Below are 24,729 nucleotides of genomic sequence, written 5' to 3'. Positions count from 1 at the left end.
CCGCCATAGCAGTCAGAGGAGCGCTCGCCTTGGTCGATGCCCTGCAGTTCGCCGCTGGCCGGTTCCATTGCCCGGTCAGCTTCTATGCCGCCCCGCAGGCTGCCCGCACCCTGATCGTGCTGCCGGCGCTGGGGGTGACCGCGCGCAAGTACGACGGCCTCGCCCAGCGCCTGGTGGCGGCCGGCCACAACGTGCTGGTAGCCGACTGGCCCGGGCAGGGCGAGAGCCGGCCACGGCCTGGCTGGCGCCACGACTACGGTTATCGCCAGCTGGTCGAGGAGTTCCTGCCCAAGCTGCTCGACCTGGCCCGCCGGCATTTTCCGGAGGCGGCGCCAGTGCTGCTCGGGCACAGCCTCGGCGGACACATCGCCACCCTCTATGCGGCGGCCAACCCGGACAGCCCGGTGCCGGTGATCGGCGTGGCCTGCGGCAATATCCACTACCGCCACTGGTCCGGTTCGCGGCGCCTGCTCACGCCGAGCGTGGCGTTGCTGTTCGGCCTGATCGTCAGCGTGCTCGGCTACCTGCCGGGACGGCGCCTGGGCTTCGGCGGCCAGGAGGCGCGCTCGCTGATGCGCAACTGGGGGCGGGTGGCCTTCAGCGGCGACTACCGTCACCTGGGGCTGGCCCTGGCACCGCCGGCGCGCAGCCGGGTGGCCTCGCTGTTCATCCAGATCGAGGGCGATCACTTCGCCCCGCCGGCCTCCACCCTCGGCCTGGCCCGGTTGATCCAGGCCGAACCGCAGCTGGCGCAGCTGGCTTCGCCCCGGCCGCCGCGGGAGAACCCGCACAGTGCCTGGCTGCGTGCCCCGCAGACGGTGGTCGAGCAGATCGACGCCTGGCTGCGCCAGGGGCTCAGCGCGGGATCAGTAGCAGCAGGCTGACCGCCAGCAGCACCAGCATGGTCAGCCCGTGGCTCACCTGGCGCAGCAGCAGGAGGCGGGCAAACAGGCCGGCGCAGTAGAGCAGGCGCAGCATGATGAAGGCGAAGCCGAGGGCGGCCACCAGCGGCCCGCCGATCTGCTCCGTGGTTTCGCCCAGGTAGAGCAGGACGATGAACAGCAGCGACTGTTCCAGGCTGTTGCCGTGGGCGCGTACGGCCTTGATCAGGTCCGGCTTGCCACCGTCGCCGAAGGCCACCTGGTGACGCATGCGCAGGCGCGAGACGTTGAGCGACAGGCCGATCAGCAGCAGGGCCAGGATGGCGGCGATGTACAGGCTGTAAGGCATGGCATTTCCTCTTGTTGGTGTTGTACGTCCAGCCTAGGGGCTGACATGCCCCCGGAGAAGCGGCAGAAACGACAAAGCCCGGCACGGGGCCGGGCGCGTCGTGCCGTCGGACTCAGGCCGCCGGGCGCTGCTGGCGCTGGTAGAGGAATTCCAGCACCGCCGTGCGGTACTCGTGGTACTGGTGGTCGTTGGCCAGGGCCAGGCGGTCGCGCGGACGCTCCAGATCGACGCGGACGATGTCGCCAATGGTGGCTGCCGGGCCGTTGGTCATCATCACGATGCGATCCGACAGCAGCACCGCCTCGTCCACGTCGTGGGTGACCATTACCACCGTGCTGTGGGTCTGGCCGACGATGCGCAGCAGCTCGTCCTGCAGGTGGGCGCGGGTGAGGGCATCCAGGGCGCCGAAGGGTTCGTCCATCAGCAGCACCTTGGGTTCCATGGCCAGCGCGCGGGCGATGCCAACGCGCTGCTTCATGCCGCCGGAGATCTCGTTGGGGTGCTTGTGGGTGGCATGGCTGAGGCCGACCATGTTCAGCGCCTCCAGCGTGCGCTCCTTGAGCCGGGCCTTGCTCTCCTTGCCGCCGAACACCCGCTCCACCGCCAGGTGGACGTTGCCGAAGCAGGTCATCCAGGGCAGCAGGCTGTGGTTCTGGAACACCACGGCGCGTTCCGGGCCGGGGCCGTCGATCTCGCGGCCGTTGCAGATCAGCCCGCCCTCGCTGGCCTCGAGCAGGCCGGCGATCAGGTTGAGCACGGTGGACTTGCCGCAGCCGGAGTGGCCGATCAGCGAGACGAACTCGCCCTTGGCGATGCTCAGGTTGACGTCACTGAGGGCCTGGAAGCGCCCCTTCTTGGTGTCGAAGTGTTTGCTGACGGCGGTCAGCTCGACGAACTTGTCCATGCACGGCTCCTTAATTCGCGTAGTCGAAGCGCTTGGCCAGCAGCAGGAGCGCCTGCTCCAGGGCCAGGCCGACCAGGCCGACGATGATGATGGCGATGAGGATGTGCTCGACGTTGAGGTTGTTCCACTCGTCCCACACCCAGAAGCCCAGGCCGATGCCGCCGGTGAGCATTTCCGCGGCGACGATCACCAGCCAGGCCACGCCGATGGCCAGGCGGATGCCGGTCATCAGGTGCGGCAGCACGGCGGGGAACAGGATGCGGGTCAGCACCTTGAACTCCGACAGCTTGAGCACGCGGGCCACGTTGAGGTAGTCCTGCGGCACGCTGGCCACGCCGGCAGCGGTGTTGAGGATGATCGGCCAGATCGAGCTGATGAAGATCACCCAGATCGAGGCGGGGCCGGCGGCCTCGAACACCAGCAGGCCGATCGGCAGCCAGGCCAGTGGCGACACCGGGCGCAGCAGGCTGATGATCGGCGCGAGCATGCCGGCGAGGAAGGCGAAACGGCCGATGGCGAAGCCCAGCGGAATGCCGATCAGCGCCGCCAGGCCGAAGCCGACACCGACCCGGCCGAGCGAGTTGAGGATGTTCCAGCCGATGCCCATGTCATTGGGGCCGTTGTCGTAGAACGGATCGGCGAACAGCTCCAGCGCCGCATACCAGGTCGACAGGGGGCCCGGCAGGCCTTCGCTGCGCGTTGCCACCAGGGCCCACAGGCCGATGAACAGGGCGATGCCGAGCAGTGGCGGGATGGCCGCCTTGCACAGGGCGGCGAGCGCCTCCGCGCCCGGCGAGGCCGGACGCGGAGGCAGGCTGGGAGCGGTAGCTTTGGCCACCGGAAGTGGCGCTTTGACAGGGGCGTTCATGCTCACTTACCTCCTCATGCCTTGATCGCGAAGGACGCGGCGTAGGCGGCCGGGTTGGAGCCGTCCCAGACCTTGCCGTCGATCAGCGTGCTGGCGCGCAGCGGGCTGCTCGGTACGGCCAGGCCGAGGGCGCCGGCTGCCTCGCTGTAGAGCTTGGTCTGGTTGACCTGGGCGGCCACGGCGGCGTAGTCCGGGTCGTCCTTGAGCAGGCCCCAGCGCTTGAACTGGGTGAGGAACCACATGCCATCGGAGTGGTAGGGGAAGTTCACGCTGCCGTCCTTGCAGAAGGCCATGGCGTGTTGGTCCTGCCAGCTGTTGCCCAGGCCGTCCTCGTAGTTGCCGAGGAAGCGCTGTTCGATGACCTCGGCCGGCGCGTTGACGTAGGCCTTGCCGGAAATCAGCTTGGCGGTGGCCTTCTTGTTTTCCGCGCTGGCCTCGATGAAGCGGCTGGCGTCGAGCAGGGCCATGATCAGGGCGCGGGCGGTGTTGGGGTTCTGCTCGACGAACTCGCGCGAGCAGCCCAGCACCTTCTCCGGATGGTCGGCCCAGATCTGCTGGGTGGTGACGGCGGTGAAGCCGATCTTGTCGTGAATCGCCCGCGCGCCCCAGGGTTCGCCGACGCAGAAGCCGTCCATGTTGCCGACGCGCATGTTGGCCACCATCTGCGGCGGCGGCACGGTGATGGTCTTGACGTCGGTGAAGGGGTTGATGCCGTGGTGGGCCAGCCAGTAGTACAGCCACATGGCATGGGTGCCGGTGGGGAAGGTCTGGGCAAAGGTCAGCGGCGTGCCGCCTTTCTTGATGTGTGCGGCGAGCTGCTCGCCGGTGGTGACGCCGGCGTCCCTGAGCTGCTTGGAGAGGGTGATGGCCTGGCCGTTCTGGTTCAGGCCCATGAGCACCGCCATGTCCTTCTGCGGCCCGGCGATACCCAGCTGGGAGCCGTACATCATGCCGTAGAGCACGTGCGAGGCATCCAGCTCGCCGGTGTTGAGCTTGTCGCGCACACCGGCCCAGGAGGCCTCCTTGCTCGGGGTGATGGTCAGGCCGTACTTGGCGGCGAAGCCCTGGGTGGCGGCGACCACCACCGAGGCGCAGTCGGTCAGCGGAATGAAGCCGATGTTCAGTGCTGCCTTCTCCGGGGCATCGGAGCCGGCGGCGTAGGCCGCGCTGCGCAGGAAGCCGGGGGCGGACAGGCCGAGGGCGGCAATGCCGCCGACCGTGCCGGCGATGGCGATGGATTGCTTGAGGAAATTGCGGCGGCTGTTGTCGACCGGTTTTTTCGAATCACGCTCACTCATGGGGTATTCCTTGTCATGGGCAATAAAAAACGGCGTACGCCAGAACGCCCGATGGGGGAGGGAGTTCTGACGGACGCCGTTGTCCGTGATCCGCGGCTCACCGCCGTTGGTGTGCTGCGCTGGAATCTGACTGTGCTTTTGCAAGGGGCTTGCCAGTTTTTCCGCAGGCTCTGTGGTCGACGGCAACGGAGGGCCTGTCATGCGCCTCGCTGGCTTGCAGATGGCTTGTGAATCAGTGGCTTAGGAGATACTGCGAGGGATGGATGAGGCTATGGCAGGCGCAGGGGCGGGAGGTGGATCTGCACCGTGCAGGAGCCTGGCCTGCACGGGCGTGAACGCTTTTGGTTCGGAACGCTGGCGCTTCAGACGCGCTGGCGCTGCGCCTCCTCGACGTATTCCTTGAGCCAGCGCAGCACTTCCACCGCTTCCCAGCGGCCAGAGTCGAACAGCGCGTAGGCCTGGCCCTGGTAGCCGACCACGTCGACCGGGCGGTGATAGCCGGCGCGCTGCAGCAGTGCCTCGATCTCGGCGAAGCAGGTGTTGAAATGCACCCGCTTGAACGGCGTCTTGCTGCCGGTGACCAGGCCCTCCAGGCGCAGCTCGTCGACCGTGGCGCGGATGCTCTCCAGCGGCATCTGGTTCACTCTGTTCTTCAGCTGCAGTACGTCCAGCATGGTCGATCTCCTCGGGTTCCAGGGCCACAAAAGAGTAAACGAAAAGCACTGTACAAATAAACACTACTGGATAATAGTACAGCTCAAGTGCCGTCGGCGCATCGCAACCGAAGTCGGAACAGGAGTCGCTTATATGCACCACAAGCTGATGACAATTCTGCTGTTGGCCGTGCTGGCCGGCTGTGCCCAGCCGCAGCTGGAGCAACCCAAGGCCAATGGTGCCTACCTGGTGATCGAAGGCGGCGCGGCCTGGGCCGTGCTGGTACGCGACGGCAAGCGGGTCGAGGAGGCCGGCAGGGTACTCGACGTGGTCAAGCTGCCGGGACAGGAGTCGAGCATCGCCGCCAGCTACGTGATCGATACCCCCAATTGCGGGCGCCTGCAGTGGCTGACCGAGCGCGGTGGCGAGGGTGAGGTGACGCGCCTGGCCCATGGCGCCGGCGAGGCCCTGGAGCGGCCTGGCTGCAGCATCGCCAGCGACCTGTCGCGGGCCTGGACGGCGCTGGATTACTCGGGCTGAAATGAAAAGGCCCCGACTCGGGTCGGGGCCTTGGCCTTCTTACACCGCTGCAGGCTTGGCCTTGCCGGTCGCGCGTTTCGGCTTGGCGGGTGGCGCCTCGAGCAGGCCGTCGGCACGGAACATCGCCTTGATGCCGCGGATGGCCTGACGGGTACGGTCCTGGTTCTCGATCAGGGCGAAGCGCACGTGGTCGTCGCCATAGTCGCCGAAGCCCAGGCCCGGGGAGACGCAGACCTTGGCCTCCAGCAGCAGCTTCTTGGCGAACTCCAGCGAGCCCAGGTGGGCATAGGGCTCAGGGATCTTGGCCCAGATGTACATGGAGGCCTTGGGTTTCTCCACCATCCAGCCGATCTCGTGCAGCCCCTTGACCAGCAGGTTGCGGCGCTCGCGGTATTGCTCGGCGATATCGCGCACGCATTGCTGGTCGCCTTCCAGGGCGGCAATGGCTGCCACCTGCAGCGGGGTGAAGGTGCCGTAGTCGTGGTAGCTCTTGATCCTTGCCAGGGCCGCAACGAGTTCCTTATTGCCGACCATGAAGCCGACCCGCCAGCCGGCCATGTTGTAGCTCTTGGACAGGGTGAAGAACTCCACGGCGATGTCCTTGGCGCCCGGTACCTGCATGATCGACGGGGCCTTCCAGCCGTCGTAGACGATGTCGGCGTAGGCCAGGTCGTGCACCACCAGCACGTCGTACTGCTTGGCCAGGGCCACCACGCGCTCGAAGAAGTCCAGCTCCACGCACTGGGCGGTGGGGTTGGAGGGGAAGCCGAGGATCATCATCTTCGGTTTCGGAATGGCTTCGCGGATGGCCCGCTCCAGCTCGGCGAAGAAGTCCACGCCCGGCACCAACGGCACCGAGCGCACCTGGGCGCCGGCGATCACCGCGCCGTAGATGTGGATGGGGTAGCTGGGGTTGGGCACCAGTACGGTGTCGCCGTGGTCCAGGGTGGCCAGCATCAGGTGCGCCAGGCCTTCCTTGGAGCCGATGGTGACTATGGCTTCGCTTTCCGGGTCGATCTCCACGTCATAGCGGTCCTTGTACCAGCGCGAGATGGCGCGGCGCAGGCGCGGGATGCCGCGGGAGGTGGAGTAGCCGTGGGTGTCTTCGCGCTGGGCGACCTGCACCAGCTTCTCGACGATGTGCGGCGGCGTGGCGCCGTCCGGATTGCCCATGCTGAAGTCGATGATGTCCTCGCCACGGCGGCGGGCAGCCATCTTCAGCTCGGCGGTGATGTTGAAAACGTAGGGGGGGAGACGATCAATGCGCGCAAAGCGGCGCTTGGCGTTGTCGGCCATGCTGTCCTCGAAGTACGTAAGCGCCCGGAACCGTCCGAGCGACGCAGGCCACCTGCGTGTGGCCTGGCGCGAAGATAAGGGTGTGGGCCTGCCGTTGTCCAGAGCAGTTCTGCGGCAATGGGGCGGAGCAGTTGTCAGAGCCTGGTTGCGATCTTCTCACCTATCCCCATCACAGTGAGTGGGGTAGGTACGGCTCGCTTTGCTCCCTCTCCCGTTTACGGGAGAGGGCTGGGGAGAGGGGCTTTGAGCCAACGCCCTCTCCCCCAGCCCCTCTCCCACGAGTGGGAGAGGGGAGTTGCCGCGTCAGAGCTGTCGCTTCAGGCGCAGCAGCAGTTCGGCCAGGGCCTGCACGTCCACGTCCCGGGTGCGCCAGGACGATAGGCTGAGGCGGAAGGCCGGGCGCCCCTGCCAGATGGTCGAGCCGAACCAGACCTCGCCGCTGGCCTGGGCTGCCTCGCGGATGGCGACGGTCTGCTCATCCGAGTCGCCGCGCACCAGTACCTGGTTGAGCACCACGCGGTTGAGCACCTGGTAGCCACCGGCGCGCAGAGCCTCGGCCAGCTCACCGGCCTGGCGGATATGGCGGTCGATCATCTCGCGCAGGCCGTCGCGGCCGAGGCTGGCCAGCGCCGCCCAGATCGCCACGCCACGGGCGCGGCGGGAGAATTCCAGGGTCAGGTTCTTCTGCGCATCCTTGCTCGCCGTGGCGTAGGCGGCATCGCTGTTCATCGCCGCGGCCAGGGCGTCGGCGTCGCGGCAGATGGCCATGGCGCTGTCATAGGGGGTGTTCAGCCACTTGTGGCCGTCGCTGGTCCAGCTGTCGGCCAGCTCCACGCCTTCGGCCAGGTGCGCCGAGGAGGAAGCCCTGGCCCACAGGCCGAAGGCGCCGTCGACATGCACCCAGGCGCCGGCCTCGCGGGCCCTGGGGATCAGCTCGGCGAAGTGGTCGAACTCGCCGGTGTTGACTTCGCCGGCCTGTAGGATCAGCAAGGTGCGCGCGTCCAGCGCCGGCAGGCGCGCCGGGTCGATACGCCCGTGCGCGTCCACCGCGGCGTAGTGCAGGCGGTTCATGCCGAAGCCGAGGATGCGCAGGGCCTTCTTCACCGTGATGTGCGCGGTTTCCGAGAGCACCACGCGGATCTCCGGCGCGCCCATCAGGCCGTCGGCGTCGAAGTCCCAGCCCAGGCGGGCCAGCAGCGTACGGCGGGCTGCCGAGAGGCAGGCCAGGGTACAGGCGGTGGCGCTGGTGCCGAAACCGACGGCACTCTCGCGGGGTAGGCCGAGGGCTTCGCAGACCCAGCGCCCGGCGACTTTCTCCAGGCGGTCGGCGGCCGGCGAGTTGTCGAACGAGGAGGCGCACTGGTCCCAGGCCAGCACCAGGCGTTCGGCGGCGGCAGCGGCGGGGAGGGTGGCGCCGATGACGAAACCAAAGTAGCGCGGGCCGTTGCTGGCCACGGTGGCCGTCGAGCCGACTTCGTCGAGCTGCCGCAGTACCTGCTCGGGCTCCTGGCCGCGCTGTGGCAGCGCCTGGTCGAAGGCGCCTAGCGCCGCAATGGCGGCGGCGTCGGGGAAGACCCTGCGCTCGGGGGTGGCGTCGAAGTAGGCGAGGGCGCGGCGGTCGGCTGCGGCGAGCAGCTGGCGTTCATCAAGGCTCATGGCGGGTCCGTGACAGGCTGGGATATGCCTTCACGATAGCCAGTGGCCGGCCGTTGTAGCAGATACACAGTTGTCTGCAGATGGTCGTACAGTAGGTCTCTGTGCCATTGCAGCGGGGGTAACAGTTGGCTTTCGGGCGGTACAGTTGTGCCGCCCGGGCGGTCAATCACCAAGCATGTCGTGCATGGCGATGATCTGCTCGGCCACCTGGATCAGCTTCTGCTGGCGACTCATGGCCTGGCGGCGCATCAGGGTGTAGGCGTCCTCCTCGTTGCAGCTCTTCATCTTCATCAACAGGCCCTTGGCCAGTTCGATGCGCTTGCGCTCGGCCAGCTGGGCGTCGCGCGCCTGCAACTGGGCACGCAGGGCCTGGTCGCTCTCGAAGCGTGCCATGGCCACGTCGAGGATCGGCTGCAGGCGCTCGGCCTGGATGCCCTCGACTATGTAGGCGCTGACCCCGGACTGGATGGCCTGGCGCATCACCTGCGGGTCGTGCTCGTCGGTGAACATGACGATCGGTCGCGGCTGGTCGCGGGTCACCAGCACCACCTGTTCCATCACGTCGCGGCCGGGCGACTCGGTGTCGATCAGCACGACGTCGGGGCGCACCGCCTCGACCCGCTCGGGCAGGTCGATGGTCAGCCCGGATTCGTCGATCACCTCGAAACCGGCCTCGATCAGCGCACTCTTCAGGCGGCCGACCTTCTTCGGCGTATCGTTGATCAGGAGTATGCGTAGCATCTGGTTTCTATCTCGATCCGTTACAGGGCGATGGCGGTGGCGCTGTCGGCGCGCGCATGAATGGCGAAGGAGCGGGCGTAGCCGGCCGGGTCGCTGCCGTCCCAGGTGCTGCCATCGAGCAGGGTGGAGCGGCGCATCGCGTGTTCCGGCACCGGGACGCCCAGGGCCTCGGCGGCGCTGCGGTAGAGGTCCAGGCGGTGGATGCGGCGGGCGATGCTGAGGTAGTCCGGATCGTCCTTGAGCAGGCCCCAGCGGCGGAACTGGGTGAGGAACCAGATGCCGTCGGACAGCCACGGCATGTTCACCTCGCCGCCGGCGAAGAAGCGCAGCGGATGGGCGTCCAGCCAGGCGTGGCCGAGGCCGTCCTGGTACTGGCCGAGGAAGCGCGGGGCGATGGCCGAGAGCGGGGCGTCGACGTACTCGCTGCCGCTGATCAGCTGCGCGGTGCCGCGCTTGTTCTCCTCGCTCTCGTCGATGAAGCGGCTGGCCTCCAGCACGGCCATGGTCAGGGCGCGGGCGGTGTTGGGGTACTGTTCGGCGAATGCGCGGGTCACGCCCAGCACCTTTTCCGGGTGGTCGGCCCAGATGTCCTGGCTGGTGGCCAGGGTGAAGCCCTGCTCTTCCTCGACCGCCAGGGCGCCCCAGGGGCCGCCGGCGCAGAAGCCGTCGATACGGGCCGCGCGCAGGTGGGCGACCATCTGCGAGGGCGGCACCACCACGGTGCTGACGTCCTCCAGCGGATGGATGCCCTGGGCCGCCAGCCAGTAGTACAGCCACATGGCATGGGTGCCGGTGGGGAAGGTCTGGGCGAAGGTGAGCTTTGCACCACCTTGGCGCACGCGTGCGGCCAGTGCCTCGGCACTGGTCACGCCAGCCTGCTTGAGCGGCTGCGACAGGTTGATGGCCTGGCCGTTCTGGCATAGGCCCATGAGGATGGCCATCTCGGTGGCCGGGCCGCCGAGCCCCTGGTCGATGCCGTAGACCTGGCCATAGAGCATCTGCGCGGCGTCCAGCTCGCCGCTCAGCAGGCGGTCGCGCAGGCCGGCCCAGGAGGCCTGGCGCTGCAGGTTGAGGGTCAGGCCGTAGGGCTGGGCGAAGCCCTGCGTCGCGGCGACGATCAGCGAGGCGGAGTCGGTGAGGGCCATGAAGCCCAGATTCAGTGCGCTCTTTTCCGGGGCATCGCTGCCCGCGACCCAGGTCAGGGCATCGCTTCGGGTGGTGCTGCTGTCGGTCATGTCTTTGTTCCGCCGTTGAACAAAAAGGCGCCGTTCCTGGCCGCCGCGGGGCGGTGGCCGGAAACGACGCCATTGTCTGTGAACTGACTCCGCCGTTGGAGAGAGTTCTGCTGACTACAACTCTGCAAGCCATATGCCAGAGACGCAAAACCCCGCCGAAGCGGGGTTTGCGCAGAGCACGGGCGAGTCAGCGTTCCAGCATCTGCCTCACGTTGGCCTGGGGGATCTGCTGCTTGCGGCCTTCGCTGTCCTCGAATTCGAGCATGCCGGTGTCCTTGTCGAATTCCGGTTTGCCGTGGCTGACCAGCATCTGGCCATCGCTGGTGGTGATGATGTACTCGCTGGCGCAGCCGACGAGGCCAAACAGGCAGAGCAGGGTGATGCAGAGGGTGCGTTTCATGGCGGGCTCCTAGGCTGGAGAGGCTATCCATGACTCTAGCCGGGCCTGGGGGCGAGCGGCTGAGCTGCATCAAGAAAAAGCCCCGCACGGGGCGGGGCTTCTTCATTCGGCTAGGCTCAGGCCTGGATGACCGGGATCTTCGCGTTGGCCGCTGCTTCGCGGTACTCGGCGATCTGGTCGAAGCTCAGGTAGCGGTAGATGTCGGCAGCCATGCTGTCGATATCCTTCGCGTAGGCCATGTACTCCTCGACGGTCGGCAGCTTGCCGATGATCGAGGAAACGGCGGCCAGCTCGGCCGAGGCCAGGAAGACGTCAGTGGCGTCGCCCAGGCGGTTCGGGAAGTTGCGGGTAGAGGTGGAGACCACGGTGGCACCGGTCTGCACGCGCGCCTGGTTACCCATGCACAGCGAGCAACCCGGCATTTCCATGCGGGCGCCGGCCTTGCCGTAGATGCCGTAGTAGCCTTCCTCGGTCAGCTGGTGCTGGTCCATCTTGGTCGGCGGAGCGAGCCACAGACGGGTCGGGATACCACCCTTGACCTTGTCCAGCAGCTTGCCGGCGGCGCGGAAGTGACCGATGTTGGTCATGCACGAACCGATGAACACTTCGTCGATCTTGCGACCCTGCACGCTGGACAGCAGGCGGGCATCGTCCGGATCGTTCGGGGCGCACAGGATCGGCTCCTTGACGTCGGCCAGATCGATCTCGATCACAGCGGCGTACTCGGCGTCCTTGTCGGCTTCCAGCAGTTGCGGCTTGGCCAGCCAGGCTTCCATGGCCTGGGCGCGACGCTCCAGGGTACGGGCATCGCCGTAGCCTTCACCGATCATCCAGCGCAGCATGGTGATGTTGGACTTCAGGTACTCGGCGATGGCGCTTTCCGGCAGCTTGATGGTGCAACCGGCAGCGGAACGCTCGGCGGAGGCGTCGGACAGCTCGAAAGCCTGCTCGACGGTCAGCTCGTTGAGACCTTCGATCTCGAGGATGCGGCCGGAGAAGATGTTCTTCTTGCCCTTCTTCTCGACGGTCAGCAGGCCCTGCTGGATGGCGTAGTAGGGGATGGCATGGACCAGGTCACGCAGGGTGATGCCCGGTTGCAGCTTGCCCTTGAAACGCACCAGTACGGATTCCGGCATGTCCAGCGGCATCACGCCGGTGGCGGCGGCAAAGGCCACCAGGCCGGAACCGGCCGGGAAGGAGATGCCCAGCGGGAAGCGGGTGTGCGAGTCGCCACCGGTACCGACGGTGTCCGGCAGCAGCATGCGGTTCAGCCAGCTATGGATGATGCCGTCGCCCGGACGCAGGGACACGCCGCCGCGGGTCATGATGAAGTCCGGCAGGGTGTGGTGGGTGGTGACGTCGATCGGCTTCGGATAGGCGGCGGTGTGGCAGAAGGACTGCATCACCAGGTCGGCGGAGAAGCCCAGGCAGGCCAGGTCCTTCAGCTCGTCGCGGGTCATCGGGCCGGTGGTGTCCTGGGAGCCGACGGTGGTCATCTTCGGCTCGCAGTAGGTGCCCGGGCGCACGCCCTTGCCTTCCGGCAGGCCGCAGGCGCGACCGACCATCTTCTGCGCCAGGGTGAAGCCCTTGCCGCTGTCGACCGGGGATTCCGGCTTCTTGAACAGGGTGGACGGGGCCAGGCCCAGCTCGGCGCGGGCCTTCTCGGTCAGGCCGCGGCCGATGATCAGCGGGATACGGCCGCCGGCGCGGACTTCGTCGAGCAGCACGTCGGTCTTCAGCTGGAAGGTGGTGACCAGCTCGTCGCTGCCGTTGCGGCGCACTTCACCCTTGTACGGGTACACGTCGATGACGTCGCCCATGGCCAGGTTGGTGCAGTCGAATTCGATCGGCAGGGCGCCGGCGTCTTCCATGGTGTTGTAGAAGATCGGGGCGATCTTGGTGCCGAAGCAGAAACCACCGGCGCGCTTGTTCGGCACGAAGGGGATGTCGTCGCCGAAGAACCACAGCACCGAGTTGGTGGCGGACTTGCGCGAGGAACCGGTACCGACCACATCACCGACGTAGGCCACCGGGTAGCCCTTGGCCTTCAGCGCTTCCATCTGCTTGATGGGGCCGACGGAGCCCGGCTGGTCCGGGTTGATGCCGTCGCGGGCCATCTTCAGCATGGCCAGGGCGTGCAGCGGGATGTCCGGGCGCGACCAGGCATCCGGGGCCGGCGACAGGTCGTCGGTGTTGGTTTCGCCGGTGACCTTGAATACGGTCAGGGTGACTTTTTCCGGTACGGCCGGGCGGTTTTGGAACCACTCGCCCTCGGCCCAGGACTGCATCACGGCCTTGGCGGCGGCGTTGCCCTTCTTGGCGCGCTCGGCGACGTCGTGGAAGGCGTCGAACATTAGCAGGGTGTGCTTGAGTTGCTCGGCGGCAACGGTGGCCAGCTCGGCATTGTCCAGCAGCTCGACCAGGGTGGTGATGTTGTAGCCACCCTGCATGGTGCCCAGCAGCTCGACGGCGCGGGTCTTGGAGAGCAGCGGGGAGCTGACTTCGCCCTTGGCCAGGGCGGACAGGAAGCCGGCCTTGACGTAGGCGGCTTCGTCCACGCCAGCGGGAACGCGATTGGTGATCAGGTCAACGAGGAAGGCTTCTTCGCCTGCCGGCGGGTTCTTCAGCAGCTCGACCAGGCCTGCGGTTTGCTCGGCGTTCAGCGGCTGGGGCACGATGCCCAGTGCGGCGCGCTCTTCTACGTGTTTGCGATAGGCTTCAAGCACAGTTATTACCCTCATCAGTGGTCGCGGTGGCCCGCAACGCTCATCCATAAAACCGTCGCCCGTCGCGCCGCTGCGCTTTGTGAGCGCACTGGCCGGCGGGTCGACAGCCTCATACTAGAAGCTGCTTTCAAAGTTTTACGCCGCAGGAAGCGAGAGAGATGAGGGCTGGCGCGGGTTCCGCTGAACCCGGCGCCAACATCGTTCCTGGCGGATAACTGTGCTCGTGACGCTTTGAAAACAGCTTCTGACGGACATCGACGCCTAGAAAGGCGGCCCGATTCTACTGGAACGGGACGCCAAAGTTAAGCGCGAACCCCGATCCAATCGGGTTCCCAGGCTACTGCTTGTCGCTTGTCTGGCAAGTCGACAAAGGTCTGGTGGGTCATGGTGACCCTGCCCGGGGGAGCCGCTATCATGGACCGCCGTTTCACAGCACCCGTTTCTCCTCGCCCATGTCCAATCAGCGCATCAAGACGCCCTGCGTCGGCCTCTGTTCCACCGTCTACGGCGACCAGGTGTGCCGCGGCTGCAAGCGTTTCCATCATGAGGTGGTGAACTGGAACGCCTATGGCGAGGACGAGAAGCGCGCGGTCTGGCGGCGCCTGGAAGTGCTGCTGGTGCAGGTGATGCAGGGCAAGGTCGAGGTATTCGATCCGCAACGCCTGCGTGCCCAGCTGGAGCAGCATCAGGTGCGTTTCGTGCCCGAGCAGTCCGAGTATTGCTGGGCCTACCAGCTGATTGCCCGCGCCTCGCGCCTGATCAGCCGCCTGGATGCCTATGGCCTGGTCCTGCTGCCGGAGTTTCGCGACTGGGAGCTGCCGGCGCTGCGCGAGGCCATCGATCGCGAGTTCTTCCTGCTCTCCGAGGCGCACTACGAGCGCTACATAGCGCCGCGCTTCCTGCGCGAGGGCGTGGAAGTCCGGGTCTGAGACGAGGCCATGAAAAAAGCCGCCCGCGGGCGGCTTTTTTCATGGGGGCGCGGCTCAGCGCTGGGCGACCAGCTCTTCCAGGTGGGCGATGATCTCGTCCGGCTTGAGCACCAGCACATCGCTTTCCAGGGCATCCAGCACCACCTCGGCGGTGTTGCCGATCAGTGCCCCGGACAGGCCGGTGCGCGCCACGGTGCCGATCACCGTGACCACCGCGCTGAGCTTGTTGGCGGTGAAGGGGATCAGCACATCGGCCGGGCCTTCCTCGACGTGCAGGCGCTCGTCGCTGACGTCGTACTCGGCCTGGAAGGCCTTGCACTGCTCGCGGTAGCGCGCCTCGATGGTCTCCTTGAGCTGGAAGGTCGGGTCGGCCGCCGACAGCATGGGCGAGGGGTGTGCGCTGATCACGTGCAGGGTGCCCTTGGCCAGGTTGGCGATGTCGTAGCCATGGCTGACGATGCCGGAGTGCAGGGTACGGTGCTCGGCGTCGCTGTTGCCGACATCCACTGCGGCCAGGATCACGCCACCGGTCCAGGGCGTGTCGGTCTTGACCATCAGCACCGGGCCCGGGCAGTAGCGCAGCAGCTTCCAGTCCTCGGGGGTGAGGATGGCCTTCTTCAGCGGGTTGTCCGGCACGTGCTGCTTGACCACCAGGCCACAGCCCTCGGCCTGCTGCACCACGATGATGGTCTGGTACAGGCTCTCGTGCCAGGCCTGCTGGATGCTCACGTCGAAGCCTTCCTGCTGCAGGGCCGCCTGGTGTTCGGTGAGGAAGGCGCTGTGGTCGCCCTTCTTGTCGCAGACCAGCAGGTGCAGGTGCGACTGGGTCACGCTGGCGATCAGCTTGGCGCGTTTCATCGCCAGGACTTCGGGATGTTGCGGGTCCATCACCACCAGAATGCTGCGTATGGCTTGCATGAGCGTCTCCCTGTGCTTGAGGTGCTTGAATGCAGCCCACTATAGAGGCGGCCGCTGGCGGCGGTCTTGACCTGCATCACGGCATCGCTGGCCCCGCGCGCCTTCCCCCGTATAATGGCCCGCCCCGGCCCAGCCTGCCAGCATCCTCTGCAGTGGATAGTTCCCCGTGACTCTGCCCGATATTCCGCAATTTCTCGCCTGTTCCACGCCTGGCGCCTGGGTCGAGGCGGCCCTGGCCGACCAGGAAACCCTGCTGATCGACCACAAGAACAACGAGTTCAAGGCGGCCTCCACCGCCATGGCGCTGATCGCCAAGTACAACCAGCAACTGGACCTGATCAACTTCATGTCGCGCCTGGCCCGCGAGGAGCTGGTGCACCACGAGCAGGTGCTGCGCATCATGAAGAAGCGCCGCATCGAGCTGCGCCCCGTGTCTGCCTCGCGCTATGCCTCGGGGCTGCGCAAGCTGGTGCGCAGCCATGAGCCGCACAGGCTGGTGGATACCCTGGTGGTCGGGGCTTTCATCGAGGCGCGCAGCTGCGAGCGCTTCGAGGCCCTGGTGCCGCACCTGGACGAGGAACTGGGCAAGTTCTATGGCGGCCTGCTCAAGTCCGAGGCCCGGCATTTCCAAGGCTATCTCAAGCTGGCCTACCAGTATGGCGAGGCGCGCGATGTCGATGCCGTCGTCGCGCGGGTACGCGAGGCCGAGCGCGAGCTGATCGAGTCGGCCGATACGGAGTTCCGCTTCCACAGCGGCGTGCCTCAGGTCTGAGGTTTTCCTGCGGGCATAAAAAAGCCGGACCTGGGTCCGGCTTTTTCGTATGTACGAGTTTCAGGCGGCGACGAAGCTGGCCTGGCAGGCGAGGGCGGCCTGGCCGCTCTGCAGCTCGCCGAGGGTGTCGCGCACCACCTGCTTGGCCAGGCAGGCGCACTTGCCGCACTGGGTGCCGACGCCGAGGCTGTCGCGCACGTCACGATAGCTGCAGCAACCGTCGTAGATGGCTTCGCGAATTTGACCGTCTGTCACACCGTGGCACAGGCAAACGTACATGCTGCAGGCTCTAGTCAGGAGGTGGAGTGGCTGTTGGCGAAGGATACTAATGTTAATGAGAATGCTTGTCAAAGATTGAAGAGAAATCTTCACTGCCGCATTGCGTTTGTTTTCGGGAACGCTGCGCCTGAGCGCTCCGGGCAGGATTGCGGGCGCTGGCCGGCTAGGCGCGGGCAACAAAAAACCGGCCTGGGCCGGTCTCTTGTCTACACGGGTGATGCCTACTGGTCGAACTCGTCCCAGCCGCCCATTTCCTTCCAGCGGTTGACGATGCCGCAGAACAGCTCCGCGGTCTTCTCGGTGTCGTAGCGCGCCGAGTGCGCCTCCTTGCCGTCGAAGTCGATGCCGGCGGCCTGGCAGGCCTTGGCCAGCACGGTCTGGCCGTAGGCGAGGCCGGCCAGGGTGGCGGTGTCGAAGCTGGAGAAGGGGTGGAAGGGGTTGCGCTTGATGTCGCAACGGGCCACTGCGGCGTTGAGGAAGCCCAAGTCGAAGCTGCTGTTGTGGCCGACCAGGATGGCGCGCTTGCAGCCATTGGCCTTGATCGACTTGCGCAGGCCGCGAAAGATCTCGGTCAGCGCATGCTCCTCGCTCACCGCCTGGCGCAGCGGGTGATCCAGCTTGATGCCGGTGAACTCCAGCGCCGCCGCCTCGATGTTGGCGCCTTCGAAGGGCTCGATGCGGAAGAAGTGGGTGTGGTCCGGGTAGAGGAAGCCGCCTTCGTCCATGGCGATGGTGGTGGCGGCGATCTCCAGCAGGGCGTCGGTGGCGCAGTTGAAACCGCCGGTCTCGACGTCCACCACCACCGGCAGGTAGCCGCGGAAACGCGCGGCCATCGGGTGGCGCGGGCCGGACGGCAGGCTGCCGTCGAGTTCGTCGTCGAACTGTTCCTCGCTCATGCCTGGTCCTCCTGCAGGCGCCAGCGCAGCTTCTCGCCGGCGCGCAGGGGAATTACGACCTGCTCGCCCAACGGCAGCTCGGTCGGGCCGACCCAGTCCTCACGGACCAGGGTGATGCGGTCGGTGTTGCGCGGCAGGCCGTAGAAATCCGGGCCGTGGCAGCTGGCGAAGCCTTCCAGCTTGTCCAGCGCGTTGCGCTGCTCGAAGGCCTCGGCGTACAGCTCGATGGCGGCGTACGCGGTGTAGCAGCCGGCGCAGCCGCAGGCCGCTTCCTTGGCGTGCTTGGCGTGCGGCGCCGAGTCGGTGCCGAGGAAGAACTTCGGGTTGCCGCTGGTGGCGGCATCCAGCAGGGCATCCTGGTGGGTGTTGCGCTTGAGGATCGGCAGGCAATAGAAGTGCGGGCGGATGCCGCCGACCAGCATGTGGTTGCGGTTGTACAGCAGGTGGTGGGCGGTGATGGTTGCGCCGACGTTGGCCGGAGCTTCGCGCACGAACTGCGCCGCGTCGCCGGTGGTGATGTGCTCGAACACCACCTTCAGGCTCGGGAAACGCGCGACCACGCGAGTCAGGTGCTCGTCGATGAAGCGCTTCTCGCGGTCGAATACGTCGACCTCGGCGCGGGTCACCTCGCCATGTACCAGCAGCGGCAGGCCGACCTCGGCCATGGCCTCCAGCACAGGGAAGATGTTGTCGATGCTGGTCACACCGGAGTCGGAGTTGGTGGTGGCACCGGCCGGGTAGAGTTTGGCGGCATGCACGAAGCCGCTGGCCTTGGCGGCCTGCACGTCGGCGGCTGTGGTCTTGTCGGTGAGGTAGAGCACCATCAGCGGCTCGAAGTGGCTGCCGGCCGGGCGAGCGGCCAGGATGCGTGCACGATAGGCCTCGGCCTCGGCGGCGGTGCGCACCGGCGGTACCAGGTTGGGCATGATGATGGCGCGGGCGAAGGTCCGCGCGACATCGCGGACGGTGTGCTGCAGGACGGCGCCATCGCGCAGGTGGATGTGCCAGTCGTCTGGGCGCAGCAGGGTAAGGCGGTCGGACATGGGAGTTCCCGGCAGGTGAAACGTGCTGCGAATGCTACCAGTTTTGCCTCGGTGGCTGTTCCCGTTTCGTGCGCCCCCTTCTGCCTTTCAAGTTTCCAGCGCCGCCGCCGATATGGGCTGTGATAGCCGCATCTCCCCTCGGAGCCGACCTTGCGCCAGCCCAGCTTCCTCCTGCTCAGCCTGCTCGCCTGCCTGCCCTGGTGCATGCCGGCTGCGGCCATTACCTTCCAGACGCGCATGGAGAAGGTGGAGTGGAAGGTCGAGGGTGACCAGTTCGAATGCCGCCTGAGTCAGCCGATTGCCGACTTCGGCAGTGGTGAGTTCGTGCGCCGTGCCGGCGAGCAGGCCACCTTCCGGGTCAAGATGAACGAGCGCTGGATGGGGGCCGGTTCGGCCACCCTGCTGGCGGCGGCGGCGCCCTGGCAGCCGGGGCGCGGCGATATCAATCTGGGGGCGCTCACTGTCGGTAGCGGCCTGGTACCTTTCAACAGCAGCCAGGAGCAGGCCGGAAGGCTGCTCACCGGGCTGATGGAGGGGCGTAGTCCGCTGGTGCGCCACCGTACCCTGCAGGGCGGCGACAGCCTGGAGGTACGGCTGCTGCCTGTGAAGTTCAACCAGGCCTACAACGATTACCTCAAGTGCACCGCCGGCCTGCTGCCGGTCAACTTCGACCAGATCCGCCAGACTCAGCTCGACTTTCCCAGTGGCGCGACGCTGGAGCCGCTGGCCCAGGCCAAGCTGGACATCATCCTCGACTTCATCAAGGCCGATCCCAGCGTCAATCGTATCCAGCTCGACGGCCACTCCGACAACAGCGGCAACCGCCTGAGCAACCGTGATCTGTCGCGGCGCCGGGCGCTGGCCGTGGAGGAATACCTCAAGGCCAATGGCATACCGGCGGAGCAGATAGTGGTGCGCTTCCATGGCGAGCGTTATCCGCTGGTGCCGAACAACAGCGAGGCCAACCGGGCGAAGAACCGCCGGGTGACCATGACCCTGTCCCGCGAGCCGGTGCCCGAACCGGCTCCCGAATCGGCCCCGCCGGCTGCCACCGAGCCTGCGCCGGCTCCGGCCGCTCCAGCGGCGCCGACGACCGCCTCCTGAGTCGCACCGACGAACAAATCTGTCGCTTTGTCGCCCGTGTCTGTCGCGCCCCTGTAAATCGGCCGTCCTGGCCGGTAGAATCCCCGGTTTTCCGTACAACCCCGTGGAGTTGATTGGCATGGCGGACGTTAAGAAGGTAGTTCTGGCCTATTCTGGTGGCCTGGACACCTCGGTGATCCTCAAGTGGCTGCAAGACACCTATAACTGCGAAGTGGTGACCTTCACCGCCGACCTCGGTCAGGGCGAGGAGGTCGAGCCGGCCCGCGCCAAGGCCCAGGCCATGGGCGTCAAGGAAATCTACATCGACGACCTGCGCGAAGAATTCGTCCGCGACTTCGTCTTCCCGATGTTCCGCGCCAACACCATCTACGAAGGCGAGTACCTGCTGGGCACCTCCATCGCCCGCCCGCTGATCGCCAAGCGCCTGATCGAGATCGCCAACGAGACCGGCGCCGACGCCATCTCCCACGGCGCCACCGGCAAGGGTAACGACCAGGTGCGTTTCGAGCTGGGCGCTTACGCGCTGAAGCCGGGCGTCAAGGTGATCGCCCCCTGGCGCGAGTGGGACCTGCTGTCGCGCGAGAAGCTGATGGACTACGCCGAGAAGCACGCCATCCCGATCGAGCGCCACGGCAAGAAGAAGTCGCCGTACTCCATGGACGCCAACCTGCTGCACATCTCCTACGAGGGTGGCGTGCTGGAAGACACCTGGACCGAGCACGAAGAAGACATGTGGAAGTGGACCGTCTCCCCGGAGAAGGCCCCAGACGCCCCGACCTATATCGAGCTGACCTACCGCAAGGGCGACATCGTCGCCATCGACGGCAAGGAAATGACCCCGGCCCAGGTGCTCACCGAGCTGAACCGCATCGGCGGCGCCAACGGCATCGGCCGCCTCGACATCGTCGAGAACCGCTACGTCGGCATGAAGTCGCGCGGCTGCTACGAGACCCCCGGCGGCACCATCATGCTGCGCGCCCACCGCGCCATCGAGTCGATCACCCTGGACCGCGAAGTGGCCCACCTGAAAGACGAGCTGATGCCCAAGTACGCCAGCCTGATCTACACCGGCTACTGGTGGAGCCCGGAGCGCCTGATGCTGCAGCAGATGATCGACGCCTCGCAGACCAACGTGAACGGTGTGGTACGCCTGAAGCTGTACAAGGGCAACGTCATCGTGGTCGGCCGCAAGTCCGACGACTCGCTGTTCGACGCCAACATCGCGACCTTCGAGGAAGATGGCGGCGCCTACAACCAGGCGGACGCGGCCGGCTTCATCAAGCTCAACGCGCTGCGCATGCGCATCGCCGCCGGCAAGGGCCGCAAGCTGTTCTGATAAGCTGAACGCCCGTGCCAGACGAACCCCGGCCACGAGCCGGGGTTCTGTTTTTACGAAGAGGTAAAACCTGATGAGACTGCTGCATACCATGCTGCGCGTCGGCGACATGGACCGTTCCATCGCTTTCTACACCGAAGTGCTGGGCATGACCCTGCTGCGTCGCAAGGACTACCCGGACGGCCAGTTCACCCTGGCGTTCGTCGGCTACGGCAACGAGGCCGAGAACAGCGTGATCGAGCTGACCTACAACTGGGGCGTGGACCAGTACGAGCTCGGCACCGGCTACGGCCACATCGCCCTGGAAGTGGAAGACGTCTACAAGGCCTGCGAGGACATCCGCTCGCGCGGCGGCAAGATCACCCGCGAGCCGGGGCCGATGAAGCACGGTACCAGCATCCTGGCCTTCGTCGAGGACCCGGACGGCTACAAGATCGAGCTGCTGTCGCCCAAGCGCAGCGACTGAAAACTGCTAGGCTTTCAAGCAATGGCTTATCAATCGAGTGGACTCTCAGGAGTTGCTCATGGCTACTGACAAGCATGCCTACCGCCTGATCCGGGCGGTGCAGGAGCTGTCGATGGCTAGGGATGTGGATCGCGTGGCGGAGATCGTCCGCCAGGCGGCCCGCGGGCTGACCGGCGCCGACGGCGCCACCTTCGTCCTGCGCGATGGCAATTGCTGTCACTACCGCGACGAGGACGCCATCTCGCCCCTGTGGAAGGGGCAGCGCTTTCCTCTGGAGTTGTGCATCAGCGGCTGGGTGATGCAGCACCGCCAGGCCACGGTCATTCCCGATATCTACCAGGACCTGCGCGTTCCCCAGGACGCCTACCGGCCGACCTTCGTCAAGAGCCTGGTCATGGTGCCGATCCGCACGCTGGACCCGATAGGGGCCATCGGCACCTACTGGGCCAGCTGGCACCAGGCCAGTGACGCCCAAGTGGAGCTGCTGCAGGCGCTGGCCGATTCCACTTCCATCGCCCTGGAGAACATTCAGGTCTATGCCGAACTGGAGCAGCGGGTAGCGGAGCGCACCGCGCAGCTGACCGAGACCAATCGTCGCCTGCAGCGCGAGATCCGCGAGCGCGAGCTGGCCGAGCAGACAGTGCGCCAGCTGTCACTGACCGACGAACTGACCGGGCTGTACAACCGGCGCGGCTTCCTCCTGCTGGCCGAGCGCGAACTGGAGGCGGCGCGTCGCCGCCAGGGGCGCTGCCTGCTGCTGTATGCCGATCTGGATTACCTCAAAAAGACCAACGACCGCTTCGGTCATGCCGCTGGCGACGCCATGCTGATCGATGCCGCTCAGCTGCTGCGCTCGCTGTTCCGCAGCACCGATGTGGTGGCGCGTCTGGGCGGCGACGAGTTCGTCGTGCTGGCCAGCGACTACAACAGTGGCGAGGATGTGCTGAAGCGTCTGCAGGCAGCGCTGCGGATGTTCCAGCGCAACACCGGTCGACAGCTGTCGCTGAGTGTCGGCCTGGCCGAATCCTCGCTGCGGCATGGGGAGGGTCTGGACAGTCTGCTCACCCAGGCCGATGCCGCCATGTATGCCAACAAGCTCGAGCGCCGCCGCCTGCAGGCGGTAGGCTGAAAGCAAAAGCCCCGCACTGGCGGGGCTTTTTAATGGGGCAAGCTCAGAGGTCGAAGTCGTAGTCGTTGAGCTGCTTCTGCAGGCGACGCTCTTCGAGGTAGTTGTCGATGATGCGGCGCTTGGTCAGGTTGGTCTTGGCGACTTCCACCACGCGCTCACCGCTGTCGTCGGCTTCTTCCACGACCAGGTCTTCGTCGAGTTCGAGGTCTTCTTTGACTGTGCTCATCGGGCCCACTCCAGATTGCGGAATGCTGATGGCGCACCTTATAGCGACAAAGCCAGGGCCGGTAAAAAAGATTTTTTCAATCGTGATATTGGCTGGATCAATGGCCAATCAATCGTCGGAAGTCTTGGCCTTGTATTCGCACAGGTCTTCGATGCGACAGCTGCCACAGCGCGGCTTGCGCGCCTGGCACACGTAGCGGCCGTGCAGGATCAGCCAGTGGTGGGCGTCCAGCAGGAACTCCCTGGGCACGAACCTGAGCAGTTTCTTCTCCACCTCCAGCACGTTCTTGCCGGGGGCGATGCCGGTGCGGTTGCTGACCCGGAAGATGTGCGTGTCCACCGCCATGGCCGGCTGGCGGAAGGCGGTGTTGAGCACCACGTTGGCGGTCTTGCGGCCGACCCCTGGCAGCGCTTCCAGATCCTCGCGGTTATCCGGCACCACGCTGCCATGCTTTTCGATCAGGATGCGGCAGGCCTCGATGACGTTCTTCGCCTTGCTGTTGTACAGACCGATGGTCTTGATGTACTCGGACAGCCCCTCGACGCCCAGGGCGTAGATGGCCTCCGGCGTGTTGGCCACCGGGAACAGCTTGGCCGTGGCCTTGTTGACGCTGACGTCGGTGGCCTGGGCGGACAGGGTCACCGCGACCAGCAGCTCGAAGGGCGTGCTGTAGGCCAGCTCGGTCTTCGGTTCCGGGTTGTCCTCGCGCAGTCGGCTGAAGATCTCGAAGCGCTTGGCGGCGTTCATTCGATCACCCCGGTGACCCGCACGCGACGGCTGGCGGCCGGTGCCGCGGGTTCCACGGCCTTGGCGCGCTCGGCCAGCTGCTCGTCGATGCGGTTCTTCAGGGCGATCAGCAGGCCGAGGACGAGGAAGGCGCCCGGCGGCAGGATGGCCAGCAGGAAGCCCTGGTAGCCGGGCAGCAGGTTGAGCTGCCAGTTGGCGGCGATGGGGCCGAACAGCAGCTGCATGTTGGCGAACAGCATGCCGGTGCCCAGCAGTTCGCGCACCGCACCGATGGCCAGCAGCACGCCGCCGAAACCGGCCCCCATCATCAGGCCGTCGAAGCTGGCGTGGGCCACGCTGTTCTTCGCCGCGAAGGCCTCGGCACGGCCGAGGATGATGCAATTGGTGGTGATCAGCGGGATGAAGATGCCGAGGATCTGGTACAGCTCGTAGGTGAAGGCCTGCATCAGCAGCTCGATGCAGGTGGTCAGCGCGGCGATGATCATGACGAAGGCCGGCAGGCGCACGGCATCGGTGACCTGGCGGCGGATCAGTGCCACCGCGGCGTTCGAGCAGGCCAGCACCAGGGCGGTGGCGATGGCCATGCCGAGGGCGTTGACCACCGAGTTGCTCACCCCCAGCAGCGGGCACAGGCCGAGCAGCTGGACCAGGCCCGGGTTGTTCTTCCACAGGCCGTTGATGGCGATTTCGCGGTAACTAGCCATTCGGAGTCTCCACGGGGGCCAGCAACTCGGCCTTGTGCTTGTCAAAGTATTGCAGCGCCTTGTGTACTGCCTTGACCACCGCGCGCGGGGTGATGGTGGCGCCGGCGAACTGGTCGAACTGGCCGCCGTCCTTCTTCACTGCCCAGCCGGCCTCGTCCGGGTCGCTCAGGGAGGTGCCGTCGAAGCTGCGGACCCACTGGCTCTTGGCCAGTTCGATCTTGTCGCCCAGGCCGGGGGTTTCGCGGTGCTGCAGGGTGCGCACGCCGGCCAGACGGCCGTCGACCTGCACCCCGACCAGCAGGCGGATTGAGCCGCTGTAGCCGTCAGGCGCGGTGACCTGCAGGATCACTGCGCTGGGCTGGCCGCCGAGGGTGGCCAGGTAGGCGGGGGTGGGGCTCTTGTTGCCGAGCAGCTCGTCCTGCACCAGGCGGCTGCTGTCGAGCAGATGATTGTCGTAGCTGCCGGCCGGCAGGATCTGCGCCAGCGCCTGCACCCTGGCCTCGCGCTCGGCGGCGGCGATGCGTTCGGCGGTGCCCTGCTGGATGGCGGCCACGGTGCCCACGGTGGCCACGGCGAACAGACCGAGCACCAGGGCGTTCTTCAGCATGGAACGGGAGATTTCCGGCAGCACG

27 protein-coding genes are annotated in these 24,729 nt (G+C 66.3%); 8 read left to right on the top strand and 19 right to left on the bottom strand.

Annotation, left to right across the window (positions count from 1 at the left end):
- Window positions 1–29: 29 nt before the first annotated feature.
- Window positions 30–884, top strand: a complete 855-nt coding sequence (locus AAG092_RS02735; RefSeq protein WP_373388449.1) for an alpha/beta fold hydrolase — start codon at window positions 30–32, stop codon at window positions 882–884.
- On the opposite strand, the gene AAG092_RS02730 is transcribed toward AAG092_RS02735, so the two are convergent.
- The 5 genes from AAG092_RS02730 to AAG092_RS02710 all read right to left on the bottom strand — a co-directional run bounded on the left by AAG092_RS02730 (window position 856) and on the right by AAG092_RS02710 (window position 4,974).
- Window positions 856–1,230, bottom strand: coding sequence for an MAPEG family protein (locus AAG092_RS02730; protein ID WP_373388448.1), 375 nt, complete (start codon window positions 1,228–1,230; stop codon window positions 856–858). The two genes, AAG092_RS02735 and AAG092_RS02730, sit on opposite strands and share 29 nt — an antisense overlap.
- 112 nt (window positions 1,231–1,342) lie before the next feature.
- Window positions 1,343–2,134: an ABC transporter ATP-binding protein gene (locus AAG092_RS02725; protein WP_110682394.1), complete on the bottom strand. Its 792-nt coding sequence runs from the start codon at window positions 2,132–2,134 to the stop codon at window positions 1,343–1,345.
- A gap of 10 nt (window positions 2,135–2,144) precedes the next feature.
- Entirely contained in the window at window positions 2,145–3,002 is an 858-nt protein-coding gene (gene ntrB, locus AAG092_RS02720) for a nitrate ABC transporter permease (RefSeq protein ID WP_373388447.1), read from the bottom strand.
- A 14-nt stretch (window positions 3,003–3,016) separates the two neighbouring features.
- Window positions 3,017–4,300: a CmpA/NrtA family ABC transporter substrate-binding protein gene (locus AAG092_RS02715; RefSeq protein ID WP_373388446.1), complete on the bottom strand. Its 1,284-nt coding sequence runs from the start codon at window positions 4,298–4,300 to the stop codon at window positions 3,017–3,019.
- Window positions 4,301–4,662: 362 nt separating this feature from the next.
- Window positions 4,663–4,974, bottom strand: coding sequence for a transcriptional regulator (locus AAG092_RS02710; protein WP_373388445.1), 312 nt, complete (start codon window positions 4,972–4,974; stop codon window positions 4,663–4,665).
- Between the two features lie 133 nt (window positions 4,975–5,107).
- Here AAG092_RS02710 and AAG092_RS02705 point away from each other — a divergent pair, with 133 nt between their 5' ends.
- Window positions 5,108–5,494, top strand: a complete 387-nt coding sequence (locus AAG092_RS02705; RefSeq protein ID WP_110682390.1) for a hypothetical protein — start codon at window positions 5,108–5,110, stop codon at window positions 5,492–5,494.
- Between the two features lie 39 nt (window positions 5,495–5,533).
- On the opposite strand, the gene alaC is transcribed toward AAG092_RS02705, so the two are convergent.
- The 6 genes from alaC to acnB form a co-directional block, all read right to left on the bottom strand.
- Entirely contained in the window at window positions 5,534–6,790 is a 1,257-nt protein-coding gene (alaC, locus tag AAG092_RS02700) for an alanine transaminase (RefSeq protein ID WP_373388444.1), read from the bottom strand.
- 303 nt (window positions 6,791–7,093) lie between these two features.
- Window positions 7,094–8,446, bottom strand: a complete 1,353-nt coding sequence (locus AAG092_RS02695) for an aspartate aminotransferase family protein (protein WP_373388443.1) — start codon at window positions 8,444–8,446, stop codon at window positions 7,094–7,096.
- A gap of 162 nt (window positions 8,447–8,608) precedes the next feature.
- The gene (locus AAG092_RS02690; protein WP_373388442.1) at window positions 8,609–9,187 is read right to left on the bottom strand and encodes an ANTAR domain-containing response regulator; all 579 of its coding nucleotides are present in this window, start codon (window positions 9,185–9,187) and stop codon (window positions 8,609–8,611) included.
- A gap of 20 nt (window positions 9,188–9,207) precedes the next feature.
- Window positions 9,208–10,422, bottom strand: a complete 1,215-nt coding sequence (locus AAG092_RS02685) for a CmpA/NrtA family ABC transporter substrate-binding protein (protein WP_373388441.1) — start codon at window positions 10,420–10,422, stop codon at window positions 9,208–9,210.
- 187 nt (window positions 10,423–10,609) lie between these two features.
- On the bottom strand, window positions 10,610–10,822 hold the full coding sequence (locus AAG092_RS02680; RefSeq protein ID WP_110682385.1) for a YgdI/YgdR family lipoprotein: 213 nt from the start codon (window positions 10,820–10,822) through the stop codon (window positions 10,610–10,612).
- Window positions 10,823–10,938: 116 nt separating this feature from the next.
- Entirely contained in the window at window positions 10,939–13,548 is a 2,610-nt protein-coding gene (gene acnB / locus AAG092_RS02675; protein ID WP_110682384.1) for a bifunctional aconitate hydratase 2/2-methylisocitrate dehydratase, read from the bottom strand.
- A gap of 452 nt (window positions 13,549–14,000) precedes the next feature.
- Here acnB and AAG092_RS02670 point away from each other — a divergent pair, with 452 nt between their 5' ends.
- Window positions 14,001–14,477 carry a DUF1289 domain-containing protein gene (locus tag AAG092_RS02670; RefSeq protein WP_110682383.1) on the top strand — a complete coding sequence of 159 codons (477 nt, stop codon included), beginning with the start codon at window positions 14,001–14,003 and terminating at the stop codon, window positions 14,475–14,477.
- Window positions 14,478–14,531: 54 nt separating this feature from the next.
- Here AAG092_RS02670 and AAG092_RS02665 read toward each other — a convergent pair whose 3' ends face one another.
- Window positions 14,532–15,395 carry a universal stress protein gene (locus tag AAG092_RS02665; RefSeq protein ID WP_110682382.1) on the bottom strand — a complete coding sequence of 288 codons (864 nt, stop codon included), beginning with the start codon at window positions 15,393–15,395 and terminating at the stop codon, window positions 14,532–14,534.
- Between the two features lie 166 nt (window positions 15,396–15,561).
- On the opposite strand from AAG092_RS02665, the gene AAG092_RS02660 reads away from it, so the two are divergent.
- Window positions 15,562–16,167, top strand: a complete 606-nt coding sequence (locus tag AAG092_RS02660; RefSeq protein WP_373388440.1) for a tRNA-(ms[2]io[6]A)-hydroxylase — start codon at window positions 15,562–15,564, stop codon at window positions 16,165–16,167.
- Between the two features lie 60 nt (window positions 16,168–16,227).
- Here the strand turns inward: AAG092_RS02660 and AAG092_RS02655 are convergent, their stop codons facing one another.
- The 3 genes from AAG092_RS02655 to pyrC form a co-directional block, all read right to left on the bottom strand.
- Window positions 16,228–16,446 (bottom strand): bacterioferritin-associated ferredoxin, encoded by a 219-nt coding sequence (locus AAG092_RS02655; RefSeq protein WP_373388439.1) that lies wholly within the window; start codon window positions 16,444–16,446, stop codon window positions 16,228–16,230.
- Between the two features lie 221 nt (window positions 16,447–16,667).
- Window positions 16,668–17,342 carry a ribonuclease T gene (gene rnt / locus AAG092_RS02650; RefSeq protein WP_110682379.1) on the bottom strand — a complete coding sequence of 225 codons (675 nt, stop codon included), beginning with the start codon at window positions 17,340–17,342 and terminating at the stop codon, window positions 16,668–16,670.
- Window positions 17,339–18,385 carry a dihydroorotase gene (gene pyrC, locus AAG092_RS02645; protein ID WP_373388438.1) on the bottom strand — a complete coding sequence of 349 codons (1,047 nt, stop codon included), beginning with the start codon at window positions 18,383–18,385 and terminating at the stop codon, window positions 17,339–17,341. The genes rnt and pyrC overlap by 4 nt, the downstream gene beginning before the upstream one ends.
- A gap of 204 nt (window positions 18,386–18,589) precedes the next feature.
- On the opposite strand from pyrC, the gene AAG092_RS02640 reads away from it, so the two are divergent.
- The 4 genes from AAG092_RS02640 to AAG092_RS02625 all read left to right on the top strand — a co-directional run bounded on the left by AAG092_RS02640 (window position 18,590) and on the right by AAG092_RS02625 (window position 22,420).
- Window positions 18,590–19,489 (top strand): OmpA family protein, encoded by a 900-nt coding sequence (locus tag AAG092_RS02640; RefSeq protein ID WP_373389548.1) that lies wholly within the window; start codon window positions 18,590–18,592, stop codon window positions 19,487–19,489.
- A gap of 118 nt (window positions 19,490–19,607) precedes the next feature.
- Window positions 19,608–20,825, top strand: a complete 1,218-nt coding sequence (locus tag AAG092_RS02635) for an argininosuccinate synthase (protein WP_373388437.1) — start codon at window positions 19,608–19,610, stop codon at window positions 20,823–20,825.
- Window positions 20,826–20,898: 73 nt separating this feature from the next.
- The gene (gene gloA, locus AAG092_RS02630; protein WP_110682375.1) at window positions 20,899–21,291 is read left to right on the top strand and encodes a lactoylglutathione lyase; all 393 of its coding nucleotides are present in this window, start codon (window positions 20,899–20,901) and stop codon (window positions 21,289–21,291) included.
- Between the two features lie 58 nt (window positions 21,292–21,349).
- A complete protein-coding gene (locus tag AAG092_RS02625) occupies window positions 21,350–22,420 on the top strand; it encodes a GGDEF domain-containing protein (RefSeq protein ID WP_373388436.1) in 1,071 nt (356 codons plus the stop codon).
- A 43-nt stretch (window positions 22,421–22,463) separates the two neighbouring features.
- On the opposite strand, the gene AAG092_RS02620 is transcribed toward AAG092_RS02625, so the two are convergent.
- From AAG092_RS02620 to rsxG, 4 genes are all read right to left on the bottom strand, one after another.
- Entirely contained in the window at window positions 22,464–22,646 is a 183-nt protein-coding gene (locus tag AAG092_RS02620; RefSeq protein WP_110682374.1) for a PA3496 family putative envelope integrity protein, read from the bottom strand.
- A 108-nt stretch (window positions 22,647–22,754) separates the two neighbouring features.
- Window positions 22,755–23,393, bottom strand: a complete 639-nt coding sequence (gene nth / locus AAG092_RS02615) for an endonuclease III (RefSeq protein ID WP_110682373.1) — start codon at window positions 23,391–23,393, stop codon at window positions 22,755–22,757.
- Entirely contained in the window at window positions 23,390–24,097 is a 708-nt protein-coding gene (locus AAG092_RS02610) for an electron transport complex subunit E (protein WP_373388435.1), read from the bottom strand. Before AAG092_RS02610 ends, nth begins: the two co-directional genes overlap by 4 nt.
- Window positions 24,090–24,728, bottom strand: coding sequence for an electron transport complex subunit RsxG (rsxG, locus tag AAG092_RS02605; protein ID WP_373389547.1), 639 nt, complete (start codon window positions 24,726–24,728; stop codon window positions 24,090–24,092). Before rsxG ends, AAG092_RS02610 begins: the two co-directional genes overlap by 8 nt.
- Window position 24,729: the final 1 nt, after the last annotated feature.

The organism is Pseudomonas alcaligenes (genome assembly GCF_041729615.1).
Classification (GTDB): Bacteria; Pseudomonadota; Gammaproteobacteria; order Pseudomonadales; family Pseudomonadaceae; genus Aquipseudomonas; species Aquipseudomonas alcaligenes_B.
This window is presented reverse-complemented; position numbering and strand designations above follow the sequence as displayed.

Coding starts and splice junctions, on each gene's coding strand:
- AAG092_RS02730 (WP_373388448.1), bottom strand. CDS start 1,230: ATGCCTTACAGCCTGTACATCGCCGCCATCCTGGCCCTGCTGCTGATC.
- AAG092_RS02725 (WP_110682394.1), bottom strand. CDS start 2,134: ATGGACAAGTTCGTCGAGCTGACCGCCGTCAGCAAACACTTCGACACC.
- ntrB (WP_373388447.1), bottom strand. CDS start 3,002: ATGAACGCCCCTGTCAAAGCGCCACTTCCGGTGGCCAAAGCTACCGCT.
- AAG092_RS02715 (WP_373388446.1), bottom strand. CDS start 4,300: ATGAGTGAGCGTGATTCGAAAAAACCGGTCGACAACAGCCGCCGCAAT.
- AAG092_RS02710 (WP_373388445.1), bottom strand. CDS start 4,974: ATGCTGGACGTACTGCAGCTGAAGAACAGAGTGAACCAGATGCCGCTG.
- AAG092_RS02705 (WP_110682390.1), top strand. CDS start 5,108: ATGCACCACAAGCTGATGACAATTCTGCTGTTGGCCGTGCTGGCCGGC.
- alaC (WP_373388444.1), bottom strand. CDS start 6,790: ATGGCCGACAACGCCAAGCGCCGCTTTGCGCGCATTGATCGTCTCCCC.
- AAG092_RS02695 (WP_373388443.1), bottom strand. CDS start 8,446: ATGAGCCTTGATGAACGCCAGCTGCTCGCCGCAGCCGACCGCCGCGCC.
- AAG092_RS02690 (WP_373388442.1), bottom strand. CDS start 9,187: ATGCTACGCATACTCCTGATCAACGATACGCCGAAGAAGGTCGGCCGC.
- AAG092_RS02685 (WP_373388441.1), bottom strand. CDS start 10,422: ATGACCGACAGCAGCACCACCCGAAGCGATGCCCTGACCTGGGTCGCG.
- AAG092_RS02680 (WP_110682385.1), bottom strand. CDS start 10,822: ATGAAACGCACCCTCTGCATCACCCTGCTCTGCCTGTTTGGCCTCGTC.
- AAG092_RS02670 (WP_110682383.1), top strand. CDS start 14,001: ATGTCCAATCAGCGCATCAAGACGCCCTGCGTCGGCCTCTGTTCCACC.
- AAG092_RS02665 (WP_110682382.1), bottom strand. CDS start 15,395: ATGCAAGCCATACGCAGCATTCTGGTGGTGATGGACCCGCAACATCCC.
- AAG092_RS02655 (WP_373388439.1), bottom strand. CDS start 16,446: ATGTACGTTTGCCTGTGCCACGGTGTGACAGACGGTCAAATTCGCGAA.
- rnt (WP_110682379.1), bottom strand. CDS start 17,342: ATGAGCGAGGAACAGTTCGACGACGAACTCGACGGCAGCCTGCCGTCC.
- pyrC (WP_373388438.1), bottom strand. CDS start 18,385: ATGTCCGACCGCCTTACCCTGCTGCGCCCAGACGACTGGCACATCCAC.
- AAG092_RS02640 (WP_373389548.1), top strand. CDS start 18,590: ATGCCGGCTGCGGCCATTACCTTCCAGACGCGCATGGAGAAGGTGGAG.
- AAG092_RS02635 (WP_373388437.1), top strand. CDS start 19,608: ATGGCGGACGTTAAGAAGGTAGTTCTGGCCTATTCTGGTGGCCTGGAC.
- gloA (WP_110682375.1), top strand. CDS start 20,899: ATGAGACTGCTGCATACCATGCTGCGCGTCGGCGACATGGACCGTTCC.
- AAG092_RS02625 (WP_373388436.1), top strand. CDS start 21,350: ATGGCTACTGACAAGCATGCCTACCGCCTGATCCGGGCGGTGCAGGAG.
- AAG092_RS02620 (WP_110682374.1), bottom strand. CDS start 22,646: ATGAGCACAGTCAAAGAAGACCTCGAACTCGACGAAGACCTGGTCGTG.
- nth (WP_110682373.1), bottom strand. CDS start 23,393: ATGAACGCCGCCAAGCGCTTCGAGATCTTCAGCCGACTGCGCGAGGAC.
- AAG092_RS02610 (WP_373388435.1), bottom strand. CDS start 24,097: ATGGCTAGTTACCGCGAAATCGCCATCAACGGCCTGTGGAAGAACAAC.